The organism is Martinezella lusitana (assembly GCF_016901135.1).
GTDB classification, from domain to species: domain Bacteria; phylum Pseudomonadota; class Alphaproteobacteria; order Rhizobiales; family Rhizobiaceae; genus Rhizobium; species Rhizobium lusitanum_D.
Map to the genome: position 1 here is coordinate 248643 of NZ_JAFEVL010000062.1, position 20234 is coordinate 268876.

21 protein-coding genes are annotated in these 20234 nt (G+C 61.3%); 11 read left to right on the forward strand and 10 right to left on the reverse strand.

The features are described from left to right. Positions 1 to 24: 24 nt before the first annotated feature. Positions 25 to 879 carry an SDR family NAD(P)-dependent oxidoreductase gene (locus JTP94_RS27635; protein ID WP_204853632.1) on the reverse strand — a complete coding sequence of 285 codons (855 nt, stop codon included), beginning with the start codon at positions 877 to 879 and terminating at the stop codon, positions 25 to 27. 183 nt (positions 880 to 1062) lie between these two features. On the opposite strand from JTP94_RS27635, the gene JTP94_RS27640 reads away from it, so the two are divergent. Then, on the forward strand, positions 1063 to 2286 hold the full coding sequence (locus JTP94_RS27640; RefSeq protein WP_204853633.1) for an argininosuccinate synthase: 1224 nt from the start codon (positions 1063 to 1065) through the stop codon (positions 2284 to 2286). A gap of 181 nt (positions 2287 to 2467) precedes the next feature. On the opposite strand, the gene JTP94_RS27645 is transcribed toward JTP94_RS27640, so the two are convergent. Beyond that, entirely contained in the window at positions 2468 to 2950 is a 483-nt protein-coding gene (locus tag JTP94_RS27645) for a MarR family winged helix-turn-helix transcriptional regulator (protein WP_204853634.1), read from the reverse strand. A gap of 160 nt (positions 2951 to 3110) precedes the next feature. Here JTP94_RS27645 and JTP94_RS27650 point away from each other — a divergent pair, with 160 nt between their 5' ends. The 5 genes from JTP94_RS27650 to ppa all read left to right on the forward strand — a co-directional run bounded on the left by JTP94_RS27650 (position 3111) and on the right by ppa (position 9254). Beyond that, positions 3111 to 3752: a LysE family translocator gene (locus tag JTP94_RS27650; RefSeq protein ID WP_034509003.1), complete on the forward strand. Its 642-nt coding sequence runs from the start codon at positions 3111 to 3113 to the stop codon at positions 3750 to 3752. 98 nt (positions 3753 to 3850) lie between these two features. Further along, on the forward strand, positions 3851 to 5914 hold the full coding sequence (locus JTP94_RS27655; protein ID WP_204853635.1) for a M3 family metallopeptidase: 2064 nt from the start codon (positions 3851 to 3853) through the stop codon (positions 5912 to 5914). A 174-nt stretch (positions 5915 to 6088) separates the two neighbouring features. After that, the gene (typA, locus tag JTP94_RS27660) at positions 6089 to 7915 is read left to right on the forward strand and encodes a translational GTPase TypA (RefSeq protein WP_204853636.1); all 1827 of its coding nucleotides are present in this window, start codon (positions 6089 to 6091) and stop codon (positions 7913 to 7915) included. 205 nt (positions 7916 to 8120) lie between these two features. Beyond that, positions 8121 to 8627, forward strand: a complete 507-nt coding sequence (locus JTP94_RS27665; RefSeq protein WP_034509000.1) for a GNAT family N-acetyltransferase — start codon at positions 8121 to 8123, stop codon at positions 8625 to 8627. Between the two features lie 96 nt (positions 8628 to 8723). Further along, the gene (gene ppa / locus JTP94_RS27670) at positions 8724 to 9254 is read left to right on the forward strand and encodes an inorganic diphosphatase (protein ID WP_034508998.1); all 531 of its coding nucleotides are present in this window, start codon (positions 8724 to 8726) and stop codon (positions 9252 to 9254) included. Here the strand turns inward: ppa and JTP94_RS27675 are convergent, their stop codons facing one another. Further along, entirely contained in the window at positions 9255 to 9569 is a 315-nt protein-coding gene (locus JTP94_RS27675) for a DUF167 domain-containing protein (protein WP_204853637.1), read from the reverse strand. Further along, positions 9566 to 9889, reverse strand: a complete 324-nt coding sequence (locus JTP94_RS27680) for a YggT family protein (protein WP_155295073.1) — start codon at positions 9887 to 9889, stop codon at positions 9566 to 9568. Before JTP94_RS27680 ends, JTP94_RS27675 begins: the two co-directional genes overlap by 4 nt. A gap of 115 nt (positions 9890 to 10004) precedes the next feature. Here JTP94_RS27680 and JTP94_RS27685 point away from each other — a divergent pair, with 115 nt between their 5' ends. Beyond that, complete coding sequence (locus JTP94_RS27685; protein ID WP_204853638.1) at positions 10005 to 11261, forward strand: MFS transporter; 1257 nt, start codon at positions 10005 to 10007, stop codon at positions 11259 to 11261. 9 nt (positions 11262 to 11270) lie between these two features. Next, positions 11271 to 11891, forward strand: coding sequence for a poly-gamma-glutamate hydrolase family protein (locus JTP94_RS27690; RefSeq protein ID WP_204853639.1), 621 nt, complete (start codon positions 11271 to 11273; stop codon positions 11889 to 11891). Between the two features lie 13 nt (positions 11892 to 11904). Here JTP94_RS27690 and JTP94_RS27695 read toward each other — a convergent pair whose 3' ends face one another. From JTP94_RS27695 to hemC, 6 genes are all read right to left on the reverse strand, one after another. Continuing rightward, the gene (locus tag JTP94_RS27695) at positions 11905 to 12630 is read right to left on the reverse strand and encodes a glutamine amidotransferase (protein WP_204853682.1); all 726 of its coding nucleotides are present in this window, start codon (positions 12628 to 12630) and stop codon (positions 11905 to 11907) included. After that, a complete protein-coding gene (locus JTP94_RS27700; RefSeq protein ID WP_204853640.1) occupies positions 12623 to 13108 on the reverse strand; it encodes a TerB family tellurite resistance protein in 486 nt (161 codons plus the stop codon). The genes JTP94_RS27695 and JTP94_RS27700 overlap by 8 nt, the downstream gene beginning before the upstream one ends. A gap of 52 nt (positions 13109 to 13160) precedes the next feature. Beyond that, positions 13161 to 14768 (reverse strand): heme biosynthesis protein HemY, encoded by a 1608-nt coding sequence (locus tag JTP94_RS27705; protein WP_204853641.1) that lies wholly within the window; start codon positions 14766 to 14768, stop codon positions 13161 to 13163. A 15-nt stretch (positions 14769 to 14783) separates the two neighbouring features. Continuing rightward, positions 14784 to 16046: a COG4223 family protein gene (locus JTP94_RS27710; RefSeq protein ID WP_204853642.1), complete on the reverse strand. Its 1263-nt coding sequence runs from the start codon at positions 16044 to 16046 to the stop codon at positions 14784 to 14786. Positions 16047 to 16125: 79 nt separating this feature from the next. Continuing rightward, positions 16126 to 16857, reverse strand: coding sequence for a uroporphyrinogen-III synthase (locus tag JTP94_RS27715; protein WP_204853643.1), 732 nt, complete (start codon positions 16855 to 16857; stop codon positions 16126 to 16128). A gap of 6 nt (positions 16858 to 16863) precedes the next feature. Further along, positions 16864 to 17793 carry a hydroxymethylbilane synthase gene (gene hemC / locus JTP94_RS27720; protein ID WP_204853644.1) on the reverse strand — a complete coding sequence of 310 codons (930 nt, stop codon included), beginning with the start codon at positions 17791 to 17793 and terminating at the stop codon, positions 16864 to 16866. An 84-nt stretch (positions 17794 to 17877) separates the two neighbouring features. On the opposite strand from hemC, the gene tsaD reads away from it, so the two are divergent. From tsaD to JTP94_RS27735, 3 genes are all read left to right on the forward strand, one after another. Further along, entirely contained in the window at positions 17878 to 18975 is a 1098-nt protein-coding gene (tsaD, locus tag JTP94_RS27725) for a tRNA (adenosine(37)-N6)-threonylcarbamoyltransferase complex transferase subunit TsaD (RefSeq protein ID WP_204853645.1), read from the forward strand. Continuing rightward, positions 18972 to 19961 (forward strand): NAD(P)H-dependent glycerol-3-phosphate dehydrogenase, encoded by a 990-nt coding sequence (locus JTP94_RS27730; protein WP_204853646.1) that lies wholly within the window; start codon positions 18972 to 18974, stop codon positions 19959 to 19961. The genes tsaD and JTP94_RS27730 overlap by 4 nt, the downstream gene beginning before the upstream one ends. Positions 19962 to 20031: 70 nt before the next feature. Further along, a complete protein-coding gene (locus JTP94_RS27735) occupies positions 20032 to 20214 on the forward strand; it encodes a hypothetical protein (RefSeq protein ID WP_204853647.1) in 183 nt (60 codons plus the stop codon). Positions 20215 to 20234: the final 20 nt, after the last annotated feature.

Genomic DNA, 20234 nt, shown 5'->3' on the forward strand with positions numbered 1-20234 from the left:
ATCCGGCTTTCGGGGGATTGCAAATCAATCCTTCTTTTCGAGAAATGCCTTGAATTGATCGGCATAGTCGGGGTGCCAGCGCGACAGCGGCGGACGGTTTTCGACAATATCGCCGGCGGCCCAAAGCATGCGGCGCTCGTCGGTCGGTCGGGCCACGTCATTGTCCGGGCAGAGAATATAGAAGTCGCCGCGCCCGAGGCTTTCCACCATGAAGTCGATCGTCTGCTCCGGCGTCCAGGCGGCAGCCGGCTTTTCCCTGCGCTCGCCCTTGGTGAGGCCGGTGAAGACGAAACCGGGGATGAGGAGATGGGCCGAGATCTTCGCGCCCGCGGTATTGCGCAGCTCGTGCTGCAGCGCTTCGGTGAACACTTTCACGCCGGCCTTCGAAACATTGTAGGCCGGATTGCCCGGTGGCGTGGTGATGCCCTGCTTCGAGCCGGTGTTGATGATAACACCCGGTTCGCCGTGGGCCAGCATGCCGGGTCCGAAGGCGCGCGTGCCGTTGATGACGCCGAGCAGATTGACGCCGAGGATGGCGTCCCAGCCGGCCTGTGCGCTGAAGATCGAGGTTTCCGGCCCGACGCCGGCATTGTTCATCAGCACATGAACCCGGCCGAAGCGTTGCAGGACTGCGCGCTCCAGCGCTTCCAACGAGTCCTTGCTGGCGACATCGGTCTCGATGGCCATCACATGCTCTTCGCCTGTGATCGTCTTGAGCTCGGCGCTCGCTTCCGCCAGTCGGTCGCCGCCGAGATCGGCAATGACGACGCTCATGCCGCGTGAGGCGAAATATTTCGCCGCGGCAAAGCCGATGCCGGACGCGCCTCCGGTGATGACGGCAACATTGGATTTCTTGAAAATGTCTTGAATATCGGTCAAAGGGGTGCCCTCCGAGGCTTGCTTGCTCGCCGGCGAATATGGTGCTTTCCGGAGGCGAGTCAAACCCGCGCGCGAGGCTGCGATGCCGCACCTCCCCTTGCGCCTCGCGATAATCTCGCTAAAAGTGCCGCGACACAGGGTTTGCGGGCCTTTCCTTCGGCTTGCATTGAAACGGATCTCATCATGGCATCACATAAAGACGTGAAGAAAGTCGTTCTCGCCTATTCCGGCGGTCTCGACACCTCGATTATCCTGAAGTGGCTGCAGACGGAACTGGGTGCGGAGGTTGTTACCTTCACCGCCGATCTCGGCCAGGGCGAAGAGCTGGAGCCGGCGCGCAAGAAGGCCGAAATGCTCGGCATCAAGGAAATCTATATCGAGGATGTGCGCGAGGAATTCGTGCGCGATTTCGTCTTCCCGATGTTCCGCGCCAATGCCGTCTACGAAGGCGTCTACCTGCTCGGCACGTCGATTGCCCGTCCGCTGATCTCCAAGCACCTGATCGAGATCGCCAGGAAGACCGGCGCTGACGCCATCGCGCACGGCGCGACGGGCAAGGGCAACGACCAGGTTCGTTTCGAGCTGTCTGCCTATGCGCTGAACCCGGACATCAAGATCATCGCTCCCTGGCGCGACTGGTCGTTCAAGAGCCGTACCGACCTGCTCGAATTTGCCGAGAAGCATCAGATTCCGGTTGCCAAGGACAAGAAGGGTGAGGCGCCGTTCTCCGTTGACGCCAACCTTCTGCACTCCTCCTCAGAGGGCAAGGTTCTGGAAGATCCGTCGCAGGAAGCGCCGGAGTATGTGCATATGCGCACGATTTCCCCGGAAGCTGCTCCCGACAAGGCGACGGTCATCAAGATCGGCTTCGAAAAGGGCGATGCCGTCTCGATCAACGGTGAGCGCCTGAGCCCGGCGACGCTGCTGGCAAAGCTCAACGATTACGGTCGCGACAACGGCATTGGCCGTCTCGACCTTGTCGAGAACCGCTATGTCGGCATGAAGTCGCGCGGCGTCTACGAAACGCCCGGCGGCACGATCCTGCTCGCGGCCCATCGCGCCATTGAATCCATCACGCTCGACCGCGGTGCCGCGCACCTCAAGGACGAGCTGATGCCGCGCTATGCCGAGCTCATCTATTACGGCTTCTGGTTCTCGCCGGAGCGCGAGATGCTGCAGGCCCTCATCGACAAGAGCCAGGAGCATGTCGAAGGCGAAGTGACGCTGAAGCTCTACAAGGGCAATGTCATGACCATTGGCCGCGAAAGCGAGAAGTCGCTCTACTCCGACAAGCTCGTCACCTTCGAGGATGACCAGGGCGCCTACGACCAGAAGGACGCAGCTGGTTTCATCAAGCTCAACGCTTTGCGCCTGCGCACGCTCGCCAAGCGCAACCTGTCGAAGTAATCAGAATCCAAACACCAAAAGACCCGCTTCCGGTTGCCGGAGGCGGGTTTTTCTTGTTGGAAAGTGGAAGCCGTGCCGGACATAGAGCGGTTAGGCGATTCCGTGAAACGCCTAACCGCTCTATGTTCTTGTTTTGTGCAATTCCGGACGGAAAACCGCTACGCACTTTCCTGGAATTGCCCTAGTCGACCGGTCTTAGCTCACGTTCGGTCTCGGCAGGCAATTCGGCCTTCTGCAGATTGCTGCGGAACGCGCAGAGCGCGTCGTGCAGCTGCGTCTGCAGCCCCTCATCGAAGCCTTGCGTCGCATTGCGCTCGACCTCGTAGACCTCTCTGTCAATCTGCTTCAGCTTGGCGTCGGCCGTTTCCGACAAGACGATCCGCTTGGCGCGGCGGTCGAGCGGGTCGGGTTGGCGTTCGATCAGGCCTCGCGCCTGCAATTTGTCCAGAAAGGCGCTGACCGTCATCGGCTCCAACCCCATGCGGGAGGCGATGTCGAGTTGCCGGCTACCATTGATGGCGGCGACCTGCATCAGCGTTCGTGCTTCACCCGCTGTCAGGCCGAGCCCTGCGACAAGAATACGTCGCTCGAAGGCCGTCCTGATCAATCGGGCGCAATCGCTCACAAGAAAAGCGAGCGAATCCGTATTAATCCTGCTGTTCATAAGCGCTTCCCTACCTACGCTTTTCAGTTTTGGGCCCCGATACGTTCTTATTGGTTTAGACCCATGAACACAACGGCTTCTTCTGTCATAAAACGAACAGCGACTTGACCCGATTCAGCAGGTTGCTACTCTCGCGCGATCAGCAGTGGGGACCTTCATCATGACGCAATCGCTTGTTGTCGGCGCTTTTCTGGCCGCGCTGTTCTATGTCCTTATTCCCGGCCCCGCTTTTCTGGCGCTGCTCGGCATCGGCGCAGGGCAGGGGCGCAAGGCCGGCGCATTTTTCGTCAGCGGCCATCTGCTGGGCGATATCGTCTGGTCCTCGCTTGCGCTGGTCGCCATCGTCGGCGCCAAGACAATCGGCACCTTCGTCTTCGATCTCCTGGGATTGCTTTGCGGCTTCTATCTTGCTTGGATCGGCTGGAGCGCGGTGACGGCCAAGCCGAAGGGAGATGGGAAATCGCTTGTCAATGTCGACCGGCCGTTTCGCCGGGGCCTGATCTTCGGCGTCACCAACCCGAAGGGATATCCGGTGGCGCTGGCGACGTTCACCGCTTTGGTGGCGGGCTCCGCCGGCGCGCTGACCTTCAGCGCATTGCCGCTGTTGGTCACCGTTTCCTTCGCCGGCTTCGTTACCGCTGATATCATCCTGATCAGCATCATCGGTGCGGGCGCCGTGCGGCGTTTTTATCGCGCGCATGAGCGGCTGATCGTGCGCTGCTCCGGCGTGCTCTTCATGGGCTTCGCGGCGCAGGCGCTCTGGCACGCGACGCCTGGCCTGCTCGGCTGGCGCAAGGCCTGATCCTTCCCCCATGAATTTGTTTGTCGCCGCCATACCAATTTGGCGGGGCGGGCCTTATATCGTGCTTCGATCAGATATCTGTCGAAAGGATGCCCTGCATGTCTTCCCACGCCGCCGTAAATCCCGCGCTCGTCGAATGGACCGGACATCAAGGCCTGCCACGCTTCGACGCGGTGAAGGACACGGATTTCGCTCCCGCCTTCGATGCGGCGCTGGCCGCTCACGAGGCGGAGATCGATACGATCGCCAAGGACAGCGAAGCGCCGACCTTTGCCAATACGGTGACCGTGCTCGAAATCGCCGGCGATGAGCTGTCGCGCATATCAGCGCTCTTCTGGAACAAGGCCGGCGCCCATACCAACGAGACGATCCAGGCGCTGGAGCGCGAAATCGCGCCGAAGATGGCGCGGCATTATTCGAAGATCGGCACGAATGCCGCGCTCTTTGCCCGCCTCGACGCTCTCTGGGAAGGCCGTGACGAACTCGGTCTGACGCTGGAGGAAACCCGCGTGCTCGAGCGGCACTGGAAGGGCTTCGTAAAGTCGGGTGCCAAGCTGCCGAAGGCGGAGCAGGAGCGGCTTTCCGCGATCAACGAAAAGCTTGCCGGCCTCGGTGCCCAGTTCGGCCAGAATGTGCTTGCCGATGAAAAGGACTGGGCGCTTCTGTTGTCCGAGGAGGCCGATCTCGCCGGCCTTCCTAGCTATCTGCGCGATGCGATGGCGGCGGCGGGACGTGAGCGCGGCGAAGAGGGCAAATATGCCGTCACGCTGTCACGCTCGATCATCGAACCGTTCCTGACATCATCCGAGCGCCGTGATCTGCGCGAGCAGGCCTTCAAGGCATGGGTGGCACGCGGCGCCAATGGCGGCAAGACAGACAATCGCGAGATCATTCGCGAGATGTTGGCGCTGAGAGCCGAGAAGGCGAAGCTGCTCGGCTACGGCAACTTTGCCGAATTGAAGCTCGACAACACCATGGCGAAGACGCCTGACGCGGTGAACCAGCTCCTCATGACCGTGTGGCCGAAGGCTGCGGCCCGCGCCGCCGAGGAAGAGCGGGATATCGCCGGGCTGATAGCGGAAGAAGGCCGCAACCACGAGGTCATGCCCTGGGACTGGCGGCACTATGCCGAAAAGATCCGGACGCGGAAGTTCGATTTCTCCGAAACGGAACTCAAGTCCTATCTGCAGCTGGAAAAGATCATTGCCGCCTGCTTCGATGTCGCCGGCCGCCTGTTCGGCATTCATGCCGTCGAGCAGAAGGGTGTTCCCGCCTATCATCCCGATGTGCGCGTCTTCGAGATCCGCGACCGTTCCGACAAGCTCGTCGCGCTGTTCCTCGGCGATTATTTTGCCCGCGGTTCCAAGCGCTCCGGCGCCTGGATGAGCTCGTTCCAATCGCAGCATAAATTGCCGCTGGAGAACGGCAAAGTCGGCGAACTACCGATCATCTACAATGTCTGCAATTTCGCCAAGCCCGCCGAGGGCAAGCCGGCGCTGCTGTCGCTTGACGATGCGCGCACGCTGTTCCACGAGTTTGGCCATGCGCTGCACGGCATGCTTTCGAACGTCACCTATCCCTCTGTATCGGGCACCAGCGTTTCCCGCGATTTCGTAGAACTGCCGTCGCAGCTTTACGAGCACTGGCTGACTGTGCCCGCCATCCTGAAGGAATATGCCGTCCACTACGAGACCGGCGCGCCGATACCGCAGGCGCTGCTCGACAAGGTGCTGGCGGCTCGCACTTTCAATGCCGGCTTCAACACGGTGGAGTTCACCTCGTCGGCGCTGGTCGACATGGCGTTCCATACCCACGGCGCCGTCGAGGATCCGATGGCGGTGCAGGGGCAAGTGCTTGCCGAGATCGGCATGCCGAAATCGATCGTCATGCGTCATGCCACCCCGCACTTCCAGCATGTATTTGCCGGCGACGGCTATTCGGCTGGCTATTATTCCTACATGTGGTCGGAAGTGCTTGATGCCGACGCCTTTTCCGCCTTCGAGGAAACCGGCGACGCCTTCAATGCCGAGATGGCCGAGAAACTCAAGGCCAACATCTATTCCGTCGGCGGCTCGATCGACCCGGAAGATGCCTACAAGGCCTTCCGCGGCAAGCTGCCGAGCCCGGATGCGATGCTGAAGAAGAAGGGGCTGGCGGCCTGATGTTCGCCGTTAGGCCTGAATGTCGGGACGGTGCCGTTTGATGGGTTGAAGAGGCGTGCAAGCGAGCTTTCGCGCCTCCCCCCTTTCGCAATCGCGAAAAAAAGGCTATGAGCGCGCCAAACGTAATTGGCGTGTTTACTTTATATAGCGCCCCAGCCTCAGAGATATAACATTATGGCACTCCGCAACATCGCGATCATCGCGCACGTTGACCATGGGAAAACCACCCTCGTCGACGAGCTTCTGAAGCAGTCCGGTTCCTTCCGCGAGAACCAGCGCACCGTTGAGCGCATGATGGATTCCAACGATCTGGAAAAAGAGCGTGGCATCACCATTCTCGCCAAGGCGACTTCCGTCGTATGGAAGGGCGTTCGCGTCAACATCGTCGACACGCCAGGCCACGCCGACTTCGGCGGTGAAGTCGAGCGCATCCTTTCGATGGTCGATGGCGCCATCGTGCTGGTCGATTCCTCGGAAGGCCCGATGCCGCAGACCAAATTCGTGGTCGGCAAGGCGCTGAAGGTCGGCCTTCGCCCGATCGTTGCGATCAACAAGATCGACCGCCCCGATGCGCGCCATGAGGAAGTTGTCAACGAAGTCTTCGATCTCTTCGCAGCACTGGACGCCACCGACGAGCAGCTCGATTTCCCGATCCTTTACGGCTCGGGCCGCGCCGGCTGGATGAACTATTCACCGGAAGGCCCAGTTGAGGATGGCCTTGGCCCGCTTCTCGATCTCGTGCTGAAGCATGTGCCGGAGCCGAGTGTCGGCGAAGAAGATGGCGCATTCCGCATGATCGGCACGCTTCTCGAAGCCAATCCCTTCCTCGGCCGCGTCATCACTGGCCGCATTCATTCCGGCTCGATCAAGCCGAACCAGGCCGTCAAGGTTCTGGGCCAGGACGGCAAGCTGATCGAAACCGGCCGCATTTCCAAAATCCTCGCCTTCCGCGGCATCGAGCGCACGCCCATCGAGGAAGCCCATGCAGGCGATATCGTCGCCATCGCTGGTCTGTCCAAGGGCACCGTCGCCGACACATTCTGCGATCCGTCCGTCACCGAGGCGCTGCACGCTCAGCCGATCGATCCGCCGACCGTCACCATGTCGTTCATCGTTAACGACAGCCCGCTCGCTGGCACCGAAGGCGACAAGGTCACGTCACGCGTCATCCGCGATCGCCTCTTCAAGGAAGCCGAAGGCAATGTCGCGCTGAAGATCGAAGAAGCCGAAGGAAAGGACTCGTACTACGTCTCCGGCCGCGGCGAATTGCAGCTCGCCGTTCTGATCGAAACCATGCGCCGCGAAGGCTTCGAGCTTGCCGTATCGCGTCCGCGCGTCGTCATGCACAAGGACGAGGCCACCGGCCAGATGCTGGAGCCGATCGAAGAAGTCGTCATCGACGTCGATGAAGAACATTCTGGTGTCGTCGTGCAGAAGATGTCGGAGCGCAAGGCCGAAATGGTCGAGCTTCGTCCGTCCGGCGGCAATCGTCTGCGCCTGAAATTCTTCGCGCCGACCCGCGGTCTCATCGGCTATCAGTCGGAACTGCTGACGGATACGCGCGGCACCGCGATCATGAACCGTCTGTTTCATGATTATCAGCCCTTCAAGGGCGCGATCGGCGGCCGCTCCAACGGCGTCCTGCTCTCCAACGCTTCCGGCGAAGCTGTTGCCTACGCGATGTTCAACCTTGAAGACCGCGGTCCGATGATCATCGATCCGGGTGAAAAGGTTTATGCCGGCATGATTATCGGCATTCATACCCGCGACAACGACCTTGAAGTCAACGTCCTCAAGGGCAAGCAATTGACCAACATCCGCTCGGTCAACAAGGACGAGGCCGTGAAGCTGACGCCGCCGATCCGCATGACGCTCGACCGCGCCCTCTCCTGGATCCAGGACGACGAGCTGATGGAAGTCACGCCGAAGTCGATTCGCCTGCGCAAGATGTATCTCGACCCGAATGAGCGCAAGCGCTTCGAAAAGTCGCGTAGCGCTTAACAGCCAACCTGTATCGCTTTGAAGCATCCAACCCCGGCCATTGTGCCGGGGTTTTATTTTGTGTGTTCGATTTTTGGACCCTTGTGGGAAAGGTTAAAAAGGCGTTAATTTTCAGCAATCGTCCACGGATAAAGGCTGTGGGCAAGTCCGCCGTCCTTATGAATGAGGATGGTTAATTCGGAGTCGCGAGACCAGAGTAGACGTTATGAAGACGTTGTCGATTGATGTTCGGCGGGCAGAACCCCATGACGCCCGGGCCATTTCGGAGGTGCACCGCCAGTCGTGGCAGTACACCTATGCCGGCATTATTCCGCATCGCGCACTCGGCCAGATGATCGAACGCCGTGGCGAATCTTGGTGGCGCAAGGCAACCAGCGGTCCGGCGACACTGCTGGTTCTCGATGTCGCCGGCGAGATTGCCGGTTACGCTACACTTGGGCTCAACCGCGCCCGCGCCCTTCCGCAGGAAGGCGAGATCTATGAGCTTTATCTGCGCCCGCAATATCAGGGCCTCGGCCTCGGGCGGATGCTTTTCGGCGAGGCGCGCCGGCTGTTGAAGTCGCTCGGCTGCAAGGGGCTCGTCGTCTGGTGCCTCGAGGAAAACGAAAATGCCTACCAGTTTTATCGTGGGCAGGGTGGCGCCGATTTCTGCGAGGGCATCGAAACCTTCGACCATCGACAGCTGAAGAAGATCGGTTTTGTCTGGCCCTGATGCCAACTAAATCCTCCGCTTTCTCGATGGATTGTTGCGTTGCGCCATGATTCCTATTATTTGGCTGGCGGCAACCATCCTTATTAGGGGACACGCATGCGCATCGACGCGATTTCCATTGGCAAGAACCCGCCCGAAGACGTCAACGTCATCGTTGAAGTGCCGGTCGGCGGTCATCCGATCAAGTATGAAATGGACAAGGAGGCCGGCACGCTGGTCGTCGACCGTTTCCTCTACACGCCGATGACCTATCCGGGCAATTACGGCTTCGTTCCTCACACGCTCTCCGAAGACGGCGACCCGATCGACGTCCTCATCGCCAGCACCCGTCCGCTGGTTCCGGGCTGCGTCATCAATGTCCGCCCGATCGGCGTGCTGAAGATGGAAGACAATTCCGGAAGGGACGAGAAGATCATCGCCGTTCCCTCGCCGAAGCTGACGCTGCGCTACGAGAAGGTCAAGGAACATACCGACCTGCCCGAGATCACGCTGAAGCAGATCGAGCATTTCTTCGAGCACTACAAGGACCTGGAGCCCGGCAAGTGGGTGAAGATCTTTGGCTGGGGCGGCTCCAAGGAAGCTGGTGAGCTCATTCTCGAAGCCATCGAGCGCGCCAAGAAGGCCTGATCAGTCCTTCGCAATAGCGTTTAATCTTCCTATCAAATCCTCCGGCTCGCCCTCGATCCGGAGGATTTTTTTACGCGCGGTGTCGCCGCTGACCAGACTGAGCGCGGATTTGGGGATGCCGATGCTCTTGGCGATGAGCGCGATCAGCGCCTTGTTGGCCTTACCCTTTTCCGGGGCGACCGAGACACGCGCCTTCAGATAGCACTCGCCGTCGCTGCCGGTCTCCACGCCATCGATGGCGTCACGCCCGCCGTTGGGCGTGAGACGAACGGAAAGCCGCAGGTGATCCGAAGATGCCTGCCAGGGCTTGTTCACCGTATGAAAAGCGGAACGAGCGAGTTCCACATCAGCGAGCGGACGAAGAAGATGATCAGAAGCAGGATGACGGGCGAGATGTCGATGCCGCCGAGATCAGGCAGGATGCGGCGGATCGGGCGCAATGCCGGCTCCGTCACCGCATAGAGGAAATTGCCGACCGAGTTGACGAACTGATTGCTCGAATTGATGACATTGAAAGCATGGAGCCATGAAAAGATGGCGCTGGCGATCAGCACCCAGGTATAAAGATTCAAAGCCAGATCAATGGTTTGAAATAAGGCGAGCATATCCGTCTCCATTTCGCGGTTGACAGACATGTAGACATTGACGACTAAACGGGCAAGTCCCATGCACTGATGCATGTTGAATCATGTTTAAAAGGCAGCCGAGCGTGCTTTTTGTGCAGGCCGCCGCGCCGGAAAGTCTCGCCCCATGTCGTTCGCTGCAAGCGGAGACCGGTTTGCCGCCTTCAGGCACATCGCCTATACCTATTTCTTCTTTGCGCGGTTTCTGACTGGCTTCGCCACCCAAATGGTCAGCGTTTCCGTTGGTTGGCAGATGTATGCGCATACCGGCCAGCCGATCTATCTCGGCCTTATCGGCCTGGTACAGTTCCTGCCGTCGTTGTTGCTTATCCTTGTGACGGGCACGGTTGCCGACCGCTACAACAGGCGCATGATTGCGGCCATCTGCATTTTCGTCGGCACCCTCTGTACGGCCGCCCTACTGTTCCTGACGGTCTCCGGCACCTTCGCGCCGCTGCCGGTCTTCATGATCCTCACGGTCTTCGGCATCGAACGCGCCTTCATGACGCCGGCGACGCAATCGCTGGCGCCCAATCTCATCCCGCCCGAAGACCTGACGAATGCCATCACGTGGAATTCGATGTCATGGGACGCCGCAGCTATCCTCGGTCCGGTGGCGGGCGGCCTGCTTTATGGCGTCGGCCCCGAGGTTGCCTATACGGTGGCCGTTCTTTTCTTTGCGGCCGGTTCGGTGCTGACCTTCCTGATCCCAAAGCCGCAGCAGCGCGTCGCCCATGAGGCGCGAAGCCTGAACGAAATGCTCGCCGGCTTCCGGTTCATCTGGTCGGAAAAAGTGGTGCTCGGCGCGATCTCGCTCGATCTCTTCGCCGTGCTGCTCGGCGGCGCAGTTGCCCTGATGCCGATCTTTGCACGCGATATCCTGACGCTCGGCCCCTGGGGTCTTGGCCTGCTGCGCGCAGCGCCGAGCTTCGGCGCGATCGCCATGGGCCTGTTTCTGGCGACCTATCCCATCCGGCATCGCGCCGGGATCTGCATGTTCATCGGCGTCGCCTTGTTCGGTCTGGGAACGCTGATCTTCGGCATTTCGCATACGGCCTGGCTGTCGATTGCCGCACTCGCCATCATGGGGGCATCCGACCTGATCTCGGTCTATGTCCGCGAAACCTTGATCACGCTCTGGACGCCGGATCACGTGCGCGGCCGTGTCAATGCCGTCAACATGGTCTTCGTCGGGGCGTCGAACGAGCTCGGCGAGTTCCGTGCCGGCACCATGGCTCACTATTTCGGCGCGATCCCCGCCGTCGTCATCGGCGGCATCGGCACGCTTGCCGTTGCCGCTGTCTGGGCGACGGGCTTCCCGCAGCTTCGCCAGATCGACAGCCTGAACGCGCCCGATCGCGACGGCGATCCGCAGCCGGCGTGAGATTGCGGCATGGCAAGGCAGCCGGATCGATATGGTTCGTTTTCAGCGCTGCGTGAGCATAAGATCGAGGGTGTCGACTATCGTATCCGATTGGAAGATCGATCGTCCCGTGTCGCCATTATTGCTCCTCATGGCGGCTTCATCGAACCCGCCACCTCGGAGATTGCGCTGGAAATAGCGTCTGAGCATTTTTCCTTCTACTGCTTCGAGGGTCTGGGCGCGGACAGGCTGCATCATGAGTTGCACGTCACCTCCGAGCATTTCGACGAGCCGATGGCCCGCAGCCTGGTGACCAAATCGTTAGTCGTCGTCGCCATTCATGGCCGCATGGATAGGAGCGATCCGGAAACAACCTGGGTGGGCGGCCTCGATACGTTGCTTCGCGACCTGATCGCGCAGGCATTGAGTCAGAATGACTTCAGGGCTGTTGCAAGAGTGAAGGGGGAGGCACTAGCGGGGACCTCTGTCGGCAACATGTGCAACCGCGGCAAGCGGAATGTCGGGGTTCAGCTGGAGATCCCGAGAGGGATAAGGGATGCCCTTATCTCGGATGCCGAAAAGCTGAAGCGATATGCAGGATCGGTGCGTCACGCGATCGATCAATACGACCAAAGTCTTCCAGCAGGCTAAGGCGTCAGGCGCCTCAGGCAGCCATTGCCTGCTTGCCTGCGAATACCATGTCGAGGAATTCGGAAAGCCAGGCCTTGAGCGCCGGATCGAAGATCATGCGGCCTTCCAGATGCTCGCGGCCCTGTTGGGCGTTCGGCATGCAGAAACGGTGTTCGCCATGCACGACCCAGCGCTGCATCATGGCGCGCGTGAGTTCGGCATGGAACTGCAGGCCCCAGGCGTTGGCGCCGTAGCGATAGGCCTGGTTGGGATAGGTCTCGGCCGTGGCGAGCAGATCGGCGCCGCGCGGCAGCTCGAAACCCTCGCGATGGAAATGATAGACCATCTGCGGCCAGCGCATCAGCAACCGGCCCTTTTCCGTCGGATTTAGCGCATACCAGCCGATCTCGGTCTTGCCGTCGTCGCGCGCTTTCACCTTGGCGCCCAGATGTCGGGCGAGCATCTGCGCGCCGAGACAGATGCCGAGATAGGGACGATTTTCCTTGAGCGGGATCTTCAGCCAGTCGATCTCGGCCTTGACGAACTCGTCCGGGTCGTTGGCGCTCATCGGGCCGCCGAAGATGACGGCGCCGGCATGGGCCGCAAGCGTGGAGGGCAGGCCTTCGCCGAGAACGGGGCGGCGGATATCGAGATCGTAGCCCTTTTGCAGCAGCATCTGGCCGACGCGACCGGGACTGGAGTGCTCCTGATGGAGCACGATCAAAATGAGGCGGCCAGCGCTCTTCGGCGCTTCAATCATCATTGCCTGTCTCCATCTTGGAACCGGGCGCGCGGGCTGCTGCCTCCTGGCGCTTCATGATGCGTTCGCGATCGGAAATGCCCATGAGGTCGGCGATGCGCCAGATCGCGTGGTCTTCCATCTCGCTGCGCTCGCCGTCGGCATAGACGATATCCCAGAGAATGCCGAGCAGCTCCAGCCGCTGGGCGTTGTCGAGATGGCGCTTCAAGTCCGAGGTGAAGCGATAATAGTCGACGGCCTCGCTTTCGGCCTCCTCGCCGGCAGCGATCAGCCGATCGAGCTGACGGCCGTCCAGGCCGTATTGCTCCTTCAGCAGCTTGCGCAGCCGCTTCTTTTCGCTGTTCTCAACCTTGCCGTCCGCTTCCATGACCTGGATGCAGAGTGCCGCCACCGCTATGCGCGGATCATCGGGAGCAAAGCCGGATTTGGGGCGATCCTGGGTCAGGCTATGGAAGAATTCCTGAAAGCGTTCAAACATCCGTTTCCATTCTCAAAACAAGTCGAGCAGGGTTCTTGGGGAGCACCATGCTCTAGAACAACTTGAGCCGTGTCTTGGGTTCCGGTTCAAGTCTTGGGTTTTTCACGCCCGGATCGTCCGGCGCACCACCGAAGAAGGGCCGTGGTTCCGGCTCCTGTTGCGCCGGCTCTGGCGCTGCGGCGGATGCGTCGGGCGCAGGCTTTGTCGCCGTCGGCTCCAACTCCATGACATAGGTATCGGCTGCCGGCGATGCAACTTTCGGTGAGGTCGACTTCTCGGTCACGGTTGCGGGAACTGCTTCGCGCATCGGCGGCAGCGATTTCAACGCCGCATCGACGGACACGGCAGAACCCTCTTCCACAGGTCCCTCGATCTGGCCGAATGGGGCTTTCCATTCGAAGGCGTCGAGGCGGCCCGTGACCGGCGACAGCGGCAGCCATTTGTCGGATACGAAACCATCGGCGACCCAGGCCGGATCGCGCGGAGCCCGCAAGGCCTGCGCCATCCAGTGACGTACGCGGCCCTGATCGTTGGTTTCGGCTTCCTCGATATCGGCCAGGAGCATGAAGGCGCCTTCGCGCGCATCGATCCTCGCGGCGGCTTCGCCCTTGGCACGAGCCTTGTTGAAATCACCGGCATCCAGCGCTGCTTTTGCCGTCAGCAGCAGCGCTTCGACATTGTTCGGGCGGATGGCCTCCAGCCGTTCGGCCCGCTTCAGCCGGTCGATGACGGAATCGCCGCTGCGAGCACGCACATAGGCCTTGCCGATCTCGGGGTGCGGATGCGCCTTCCAGACCTGCTCGAGCATGGATGCGGCCTTGCGTACCTTGTCTTCGCGGAAGAGAGCTTTCGCCGCAATCAAGGCAGCAGGCACGAAATCGGCCACGAGCTTCAGGGCCGCAAGCGCATCGTCGCGGGCGCCTGCCGGATCACTCTCCAGCTTGTCGTTGGCGCGTGCCGTCAGCAGCACGGCGCGCTGGCGGTTGGCCGTGGTCTTGTCGACGACATGGGCGACCTTCTGCTGGTCGAGAAGCTTGATGGCATCATCCCAGCGGCCGGCCTGGCTGCGATATTCGAGCGTCGCCTGTGCTGCCCAGGGCAGATAGGGAGCCTGATCGGCCGCCTTTTCGGCATATTGCCGCGCCGCTTCGTGCGCGCCGAGGCGCTTGGCTTCCAGATAAAGGCCGCGCAATCCCAGTTCGCGGGTTTCCGGATCGTTGGCCATCAGCTCGAATTTCTGGCGCGCCTCGTCGTGCTTGCCTTCGATCAGCGCCGCTTGCGCCTCGAGCAGGTTGATGAGGGGCTCCTGGTCTGCACGGATCAGGCCACGCGTGCGCGCCGCCATCTTCCGGGCAAGCAGGGCGTTGCCGGCACCGGCAGCGATCAGACCGGTGGAGAGCGCCTGATAGCCGCGGTCGCGCTTGCGGGCGCGGAAATAGCGGGTGACCGAATGCGGCGAGGTCCAGATTAAGCGCAGGAACCACCAGAGGATCATGACGGCGGCGATCAGTGCGATCAGGATGCCGGCGGCCACGATCAGCCTGGTCTGGTAAAGCTGGCCTTCCCAGACCAGCGAAAGATCGCCGGGGCGATCCGCGAGCCAAGAGAAGCCGTAGCCGAGTGCCAGGACGAAAACGGCGAAGATAAGCAGTCTGATCATTCCTGCGCTCCGTCCTTAATTCTGTTTCCCGGTATTGGCGATTGCCTTCGACAGCGCATCGCTCACCAGATCCTCGACGCGGATGCGGGCTTCCAGCGATTGCTTGAAGGCGGCGGAGGCCGACTTGGCTGTTTCGGGCAGGCTGTTCCACTCCGTCACCGCGCCCGGCAGATCGCCATTTTTCACCTTGTCTTCGAAACGTGCGGCGACCGCATCGATGCCGTCACCGGGGACATTGCCGACGGGGCGGACCTGCACCAGGGTCTTGGCGCTCGACATCAGGCGGTCGCTCCAGCTCTGGTTCGGGTCGTTGCTCTCAGTCGTGGCGACAATGGCGGTCGCGACATCGGTGACCTGACGGATCAGGTCGGCGCGGGAGGGAACACCCGTCTGGGCGAAGGTCTTGAGATCGGCAACGGCGGGGTCGTCCGAGGCGACATTGGCGAAGGTGTCGAGCTCGGGCTGGAAGGGTCCGCCCCGGTCGATCGCCGCCTTCAGCGCCGCGGCGGCGATAGCGCGGGCGACAGCATTCTCCTGGCTCGGTTGATTGAGCTTCTTTTCGGCGTCATCGAGACGCTTGCCGACCTCAGCGTCGGAGCTGGCCTGGCTTTGGGTTGCCTTGCCGAGGTCCGTCTTCAACTGATCGATTTCCGTACTCAGGGACGCGATCTTCTGATCAGCGTCGCCGCTTGTTGTTCCCGCCGATCCGCCGGTCGAGGTGCCGTTGGCGGCAGCCGTTTCAAGCGCTGAGATGCGGGCAGCAAGCGCGTCGTCGGGCTTGGCTGCAGGTGCTGCGGCAAGGTTCGCGATGCTCTGCTTCAACCCATCAATCTGCGCGTTGAGTGCGGCGATATCGGCGGTACTGTCCTTGCGTGAGCTGCCGCCCGGCAAGAGGCCGGCATATTGAACGGCGCCGGCGCAAACGAGCGCAATCAAGCCGCCGACGATGCCAGCGGCGATCAGGCCGGAGGTTGAACCTTCCCGTCGCTGCGGCTCTTCGGCATAGGAGGGATGAGGCTCGGCCTGTCGCGTCGTCGTGGCCTGCGGCTCTTCCGGGGCGGGATCAGGGATGGGCTCGCGAGTTTCCTCGCGCAACGGCTCCTTGTCGGCCTCCAGCGGCATTTCCACTTCATTGGCGGAGGAGGAGCCGAATTCGTCGTGGGTGCGCTCCGTCATATCCTCAGGGGCCGCGTCCTGCGCAGTTTTTTCGGCTTCCAGATCAATCGTGACCGGCTCGTCGTTGGGCTTCGAATGGTTAGGCGGTTTTCCCGGTACCATGAGGTCCTCTTTTCATGCGCTGCAGCGAAGTTAGACAGACAAGGCGATTATGGAAAGACCTTAGATCAAAATTACGGCCTTACTCAGCGTCAAGCAGCGCCAGAAGTCGGTCCTCATTCGGCATGTCGGCGGTATCGACGTGTAAACGCATTGCAGCCGGAATCGCTTCGGCGATGGCCTCGCTCAAGCAGAGGAATCGGGTCTCGGTGAAGATCTCTCGATTTCGTTGCACGAACGACAAGCCGAAAAAACGTTGCGCCGTCTGATGGGAATAAAGCAGCACCGCATCGACATTCCGGTCGATGAAAAGCCGGCGAAGGCTATCATCCTCGGGAACGATATCTAGCATCCGGTAACATTCCACTGTGCGGAACGGCAGTTGCAGCTCCGCCAATCTGGTCTCGAAGCCGGCGGCGCGGGGATGGCCCGCGAGATAGAGGAGGGGAGCCTTGGCAAGGCTGGCAGCGTGGCCGGAAATCAAGGCGGCCAGCTCCGTGCCGCCGCCTCCTTCGGATATGACAACATTGGTGAAGCCGAGGTTTGCCGCCTCTTTGGCCGTTGCCCTGCCGACGGCAAAGAGCGGCCGGCCGAGATGTTCGGCGAGATCGGAACCCAATAAAGCAAGAACCCGAATCGCTTCGGCGCTGGTGACGGCGATGGCGCCTTCTGTGTCCAGGAGCGCTTGCCAGGCCTCTTCAACGAGATGGACCGGCTCCGCCAGCGGCAGCAACAGCGCCTCATGGCCCATCTGCGCCAACCGCCTGACGGTGCGTTCACCCGAATGCTGGGGGCGGGTGACGACGACGCGCATCGGACGTCAGATCCAGTCTTCGAAGAAGGTGCTGCCCGCCTCGGCGCGAATCGCTTGGCCGGCATTGGTGCCGAGCGCCTCGGCATCGCGACGATTGCCCTCGATGGTGGTCGTATGCACCTGCTGTCCATCAGGCGTCAGGATCATGCCGAAGAACCGCAGGTGATCTCCCTCGCAAATTGCATAGCCGGCAATCGGTGTGCGACAGGAACCGTCAAGGGCTGCCAGGAAGGCGCGCTCGCAGGAGACGGTATCGAAGGTGGGGCTGTCATTGATGGCGGCAAGCAGGTCGTTCATCCTGTTGTCGTCAATGCGGCTTTCGATGGCGATCGCGCCCTGTGCCGGTGCCGGCGGGAATTCGTCGGGATCGAGGATGTCGGTGATGACCTCGACCCTGCCGAGCCGCTTCAGGCCGGCAACGGCGAGCAGCGTTGCATCCGCCTGCCCCTCTTCCAGCTTGCGCAGCCGGGTCTGGACCGAGCCGCGAAAGGTGATGACGTTGATATCGGGGCGCAGGCGGCGGATCAGCGCCTGGCGGCGCAGCGACGCGGAGCCGACGGTCGCGCCATGCGGTAATTCGATCAATCTTGGTGCCGTGCGGCCGATGACGGAATCGCGGATGTCCTCGCGCGGCAGATAGGCTGATAGCGCCAGTCCTTGCGGAAGTTTCGTCGCCATGTCCTTGGCCGAGTGCACGGCGAAGTCGAGCTCGCCCGAGGTCAGCTTCTCTTCCAGCTCTTCCGTGAATAGGCCCTTGCCGCCGATTGCCGCCAACGAGCGATCGGTGATGCGGTCGCCCTTGGTTGTGAGAACGACGATCTCGAACATCTCCTCCGGAAGGCCATGCGCCGCCATCAGGCGGTCGCGGGCCTCGTGTGCCTGGGCGAGCGCCAGCGGGCTGCCGCGCGTGCCGATCCGGAAAGGTTTTGTTTGCATCCGCTTTGATCCGTTGTTACCGACAGTTCCCGTAACCATATTTCCGCTTCATCGCAATCGACCAACAGGCAACGAACGACTTCCATGGCGTCCTTTCTTCGCATTCTCGGCATCGAAACAAGCTGCGACGAAACCGCTGCAGCTATTGTCGAACGCCTAGAAGACGGCACGTCCACGGTTTGCTCCGATGTCGTGCTGAGCCAACTGGACGAGCATAGCGCTTATGGCGGCGTCGTGCCGGAAATTGCTGCGCGGGCGCATGTCGAGGCGCTGGATACGCTGATCGACGAGGCATTGAAACGCGCCAATGTGTCGCTCTCGGACGTCGATGCCATTGCCGCGACGTCAGGCCCCGGCCTCATCGGCGGGCTGCTTGTGGGGTTGATGACCGGCAAGGCGATCTCGCGTGCCACAGGCAAGCCACTCTACGCCATCAACCATCTGGAAGGCCATGCCCTGACGGCGAGGCTGACCGACGGGCTTGCCTTTCCCTATCTGATGCTGCTCGTTTCCGGTGGCCATACGCAGCTTATCCTCGTGCGCGGCGTCGGTGAATACGAGCGCTGGGGCACGACGATCGATGATGCGCTCGGCGAAGCCTTCGACAAGACGGCCAAACTGCTGGGTCTTCCTTATCCCGGCGGCCCGGCCGTGGAGGCGGCAGCCAGGAACGGCGATGCTGATCGCTTCGATTTCCCAAGGCCGTTGGTCGGCGAAACGCGGCTCGACTTTTCCTTCTCCGGCCTGAAGACGGCGGTGCGGCAGGCGGCAACGGCGATTGCGCCGGTCACGGAGCAGGATATCGCCGATATCTGCGCCTCTTTCCAGAGGGCGGTCTCACGTACCTTGAAGGACCGCATCGGCCGCGGCCTGCAACGCTTCAAGGCGGAATTCCCGAAGACGACGGAAACGCCGGCGCTCGTGGTTGCCGGCGGCGTTGCCGCCAATCTCGAGCTGCGCCGCACGCTGCAGGAACTTTGCGACACCAATGGATTCCGGTTCATCGCGCCGCCATTGAGGCTGTGTACGGATAATGCCGTCATGATCGCCTGGGCCGGACTGGAGCGCATGGCAAAGGGCGTCGCCCCTGACGATCTCGATGTGCAGCCGCGTTCGCGCTGGCCGCTGGATCAGAAGGCGGAAACCCTCCTGGGTCATGGCAAACGTGGAGCGAAAGCATGAGCGGCAACGAACGGATCGCAGTCATCGGCGCTGGCGCTTTCGGCACGGCGCTCGCGGCCGTTATCGCACTGACCGGCCGGAGCGATGTGACGCTCGTCGGGCGCAAGGCGGCACTGATGGCCGATCTTGCCGCCGACCGGATGCATGATGCCGTATTGCCTGGGGTCACGCTTCCGGATTCGTTGCAGTTTTCGGCCGACCCGGATTCCGTTTCCGACGCCGGCATCGTCCTTTTCGCCATGCCGTCGCAGGCGCAGGCCGATGCGGCCAAGCTCTATGGGCCTTACCTTGCCAAGGATGCCGTCGTCGTCACCTGCGCCAAGGGCATCGACAAGGTCTCCGGCGATCTTTTGACCGAGATGCTCGAGCGGGAACTGCCGCAACATGCCATCGCCGTCCTCTCCGGACCGGGCTTCGCCACTGATATCGCCAAGGGTCTGCCGACGGCCATGGCGATCGCTGCTGCCGACATGGCGGTGGCAGAAAGGCTTGCGCAGGCGATCTCCGGCCCGAGCTTCCGTCTCTATGCCTCGGATGATCGCATCGGCGTGCAGCTCGGGGGAGCTTTGAAAAACGTCCTGGCCATTGCCTGCGGCATCGTCGAAGGACGGGGCATCGGCGATTCCGCGCGTGCGGCCTTGATCAGCCGCGGGCTGGCCGAAATGTCGCGCTTCGTTGCGGCCAAGGGCGGCAAGGCGGAGACGGTGCGCGGGCTTTCCGGCCTCGGCGACCTCGTGCTGACGGCCACCAGCCATCAATCCCGCAACCTGCGATTCGGCATCGCGCTTGGTCGCGGAGAAGCGGGTGATCCGACGCACGGCACGTTGGTCGAAGGCGCCTATGCTGCTTCCATCGCCGCGCGGCTCGCTGGCGAAATCGGTGTCGACATGCCGATTACCGAAGCAGTTTCAGCCATCATCGACGGCAAGCTCGACATAGCGACTGCCATCGGGCGTTTGATGACGCGGCCGATTACGACGGAATGATTAAGCTGCCGCGCTCCATTGACGATCTTCCTTGTTAGATAATACGTCATTGACGAAGCTGGAGGGTTTCATGGACGAGCCAGAAAAGCACCATGTTGAAAATCGAACGACTTCCGAAGAATTGCCCAAAAAGGGCGGCGTCTTCGCAGCTTTGCGCAATTCACCCCTCGTTGGAGTTGATCTTGATCTCCGGCGACCTCGTACCAAAGTGCGAGAAATTTCATTCGGCGATGATTCCGCGGAGGCGGAATAATCTTCGCCTTTTCAAAAGGA

Excerpts from the sequence above, each read along its gene's own strand:
- JTP94_RS27640 (WP_204853633.1), top strand. The coding sequence starts at position 1,063 with ATGGCATCACATAAAGACGTGAAGAAAGTCGTTCTCGCCTATTCCGGC.
- JTP94_RS27645 (WP_204853634.1), bottom strand. The coding sequence starts at position 2,950 with ATGAACAGCAGGATTAATACGGATTCGCTCGCTTTTCTTGTGAGCGAT.
- JTP94_RS27650 (WP_034509003.1), top strand. The coding sequence starts at position 3,111 with ATGACGCAATCGCTTGTTGTCGGCGCTTTTCTGGCCGCGCTGTTCTAT.
- JTP94_RS27655 (WP_204853635.1), top strand. The coding sequence starts at position 3,851 with ATGTCTTCCCACGCCGCCGTAAATCCCGCGCTCGTCGAATGGACCGGA.
- typA (WP_204853636.1), top strand. The coding sequence starts at position 6,089 with ATGGCACTCCGCAACATCGCGATCATCGCGCACGTTGACCATGGGAAA.
- JTP94_RS27665 (WP_034509000.1), top strand. The coding sequence starts at position 8,121 with ATGAAGACGTTGTCGATTGATGTTCGGCGGGCAGAACCCCATGACGCC.
- ppa (WP_034508998.1), top strand. The coding sequence starts at position 8,724 with ATGCGCATCGACGCGATTTCCATTGGCAAGAACCCGCCCGAAGACGTC.
- JTP94_RS27680 (WP_155295073.1), bottom strand. The coding sequence starts at position 9,889 with ATGTCTGTCAACCGCGAAATGGAGACGGATATGCTCGCCTTATTTCAA.
- JTP94_RS27685 (WP_204853638.1), top strand. The coding sequence starts at position 10,005 with ATGTCGTTCGCTGCAAGCGGAGACCGGTTTGCCGCCTTCAGGCACATC.
- JTP94_RS27690 (WP_204853639.1), top strand. The coding sequence starts at position 11,271 with ATGGCAAGGCAGCCGGATCGATATGGTTCGTTTTCAGCGCTGCGTGAG.
- JTP94_RS27695 (WP_204853682.1), bottom strand. The coding sequence starts at position 12,630 with ATGATTGAAGCGCCGAAGAGCGCTGGCCGCCTCATTTTGATCGTGCTC.
- JTP94_RS27700 (WP_204853640.1), bottom strand. The coding sequence starts at position 13,108 with ATGTTTGAACGCTTTCAGGAATTCTTCCATAGCCTGACCCAGGATCGC.
- JTP94_RS27705 (WP_204853641.1), bottom strand. The coding sequence starts at position 14,768 with ATGATCAGACTGCTTATCTTCGCCGTTTTCGTCCTGGCACTCGGCTAC.
- JTP94_RS27710 (WP_204853642.1), bottom strand. The coding sequence starts at position 16,046 with ATGGTACCGGGAAAACCGCCTAACCATTCGAAGCCCAACGACGAGCCG.
- JTP94_RS27715 (WP_204853643.1), bottom strand. The coding sequence starts at position 16,857 with ATGCGCGTCGTCGTCACCCGCCCCCAGCATTCGGGTGAACGCACCGTC.
- hemC (WP_204853644.1), bottom strand. The coding sequence starts at position 17,793 with ATGCAAACAAAACCTTTCCGGATCGGCACGCGCGGCAGCCCGCTGGCG.
- tsaD (WP_204853645.1), top strand. The coding sequence starts at position 17,878 with ATGGCGTCCTTTCTTCGCATTCTCGGCATCGAAACAAGCTGCGACGAA.
- JTP94_RS27730 (WP_204853646.1), top strand. The coding sequence starts at position 18,972 with ATGAGCGGCAACGAACGGATCGCAGTCATCGGCGCTGGCGCTTTCGGC.
- JTP94_RS27735 (WP_204853647.1), top strand. The coding sequence starts at position 20,032 with ATGGACGAGCCAGAAAAGCACCATGTTGAAAATCGAACGACTTCCGAA.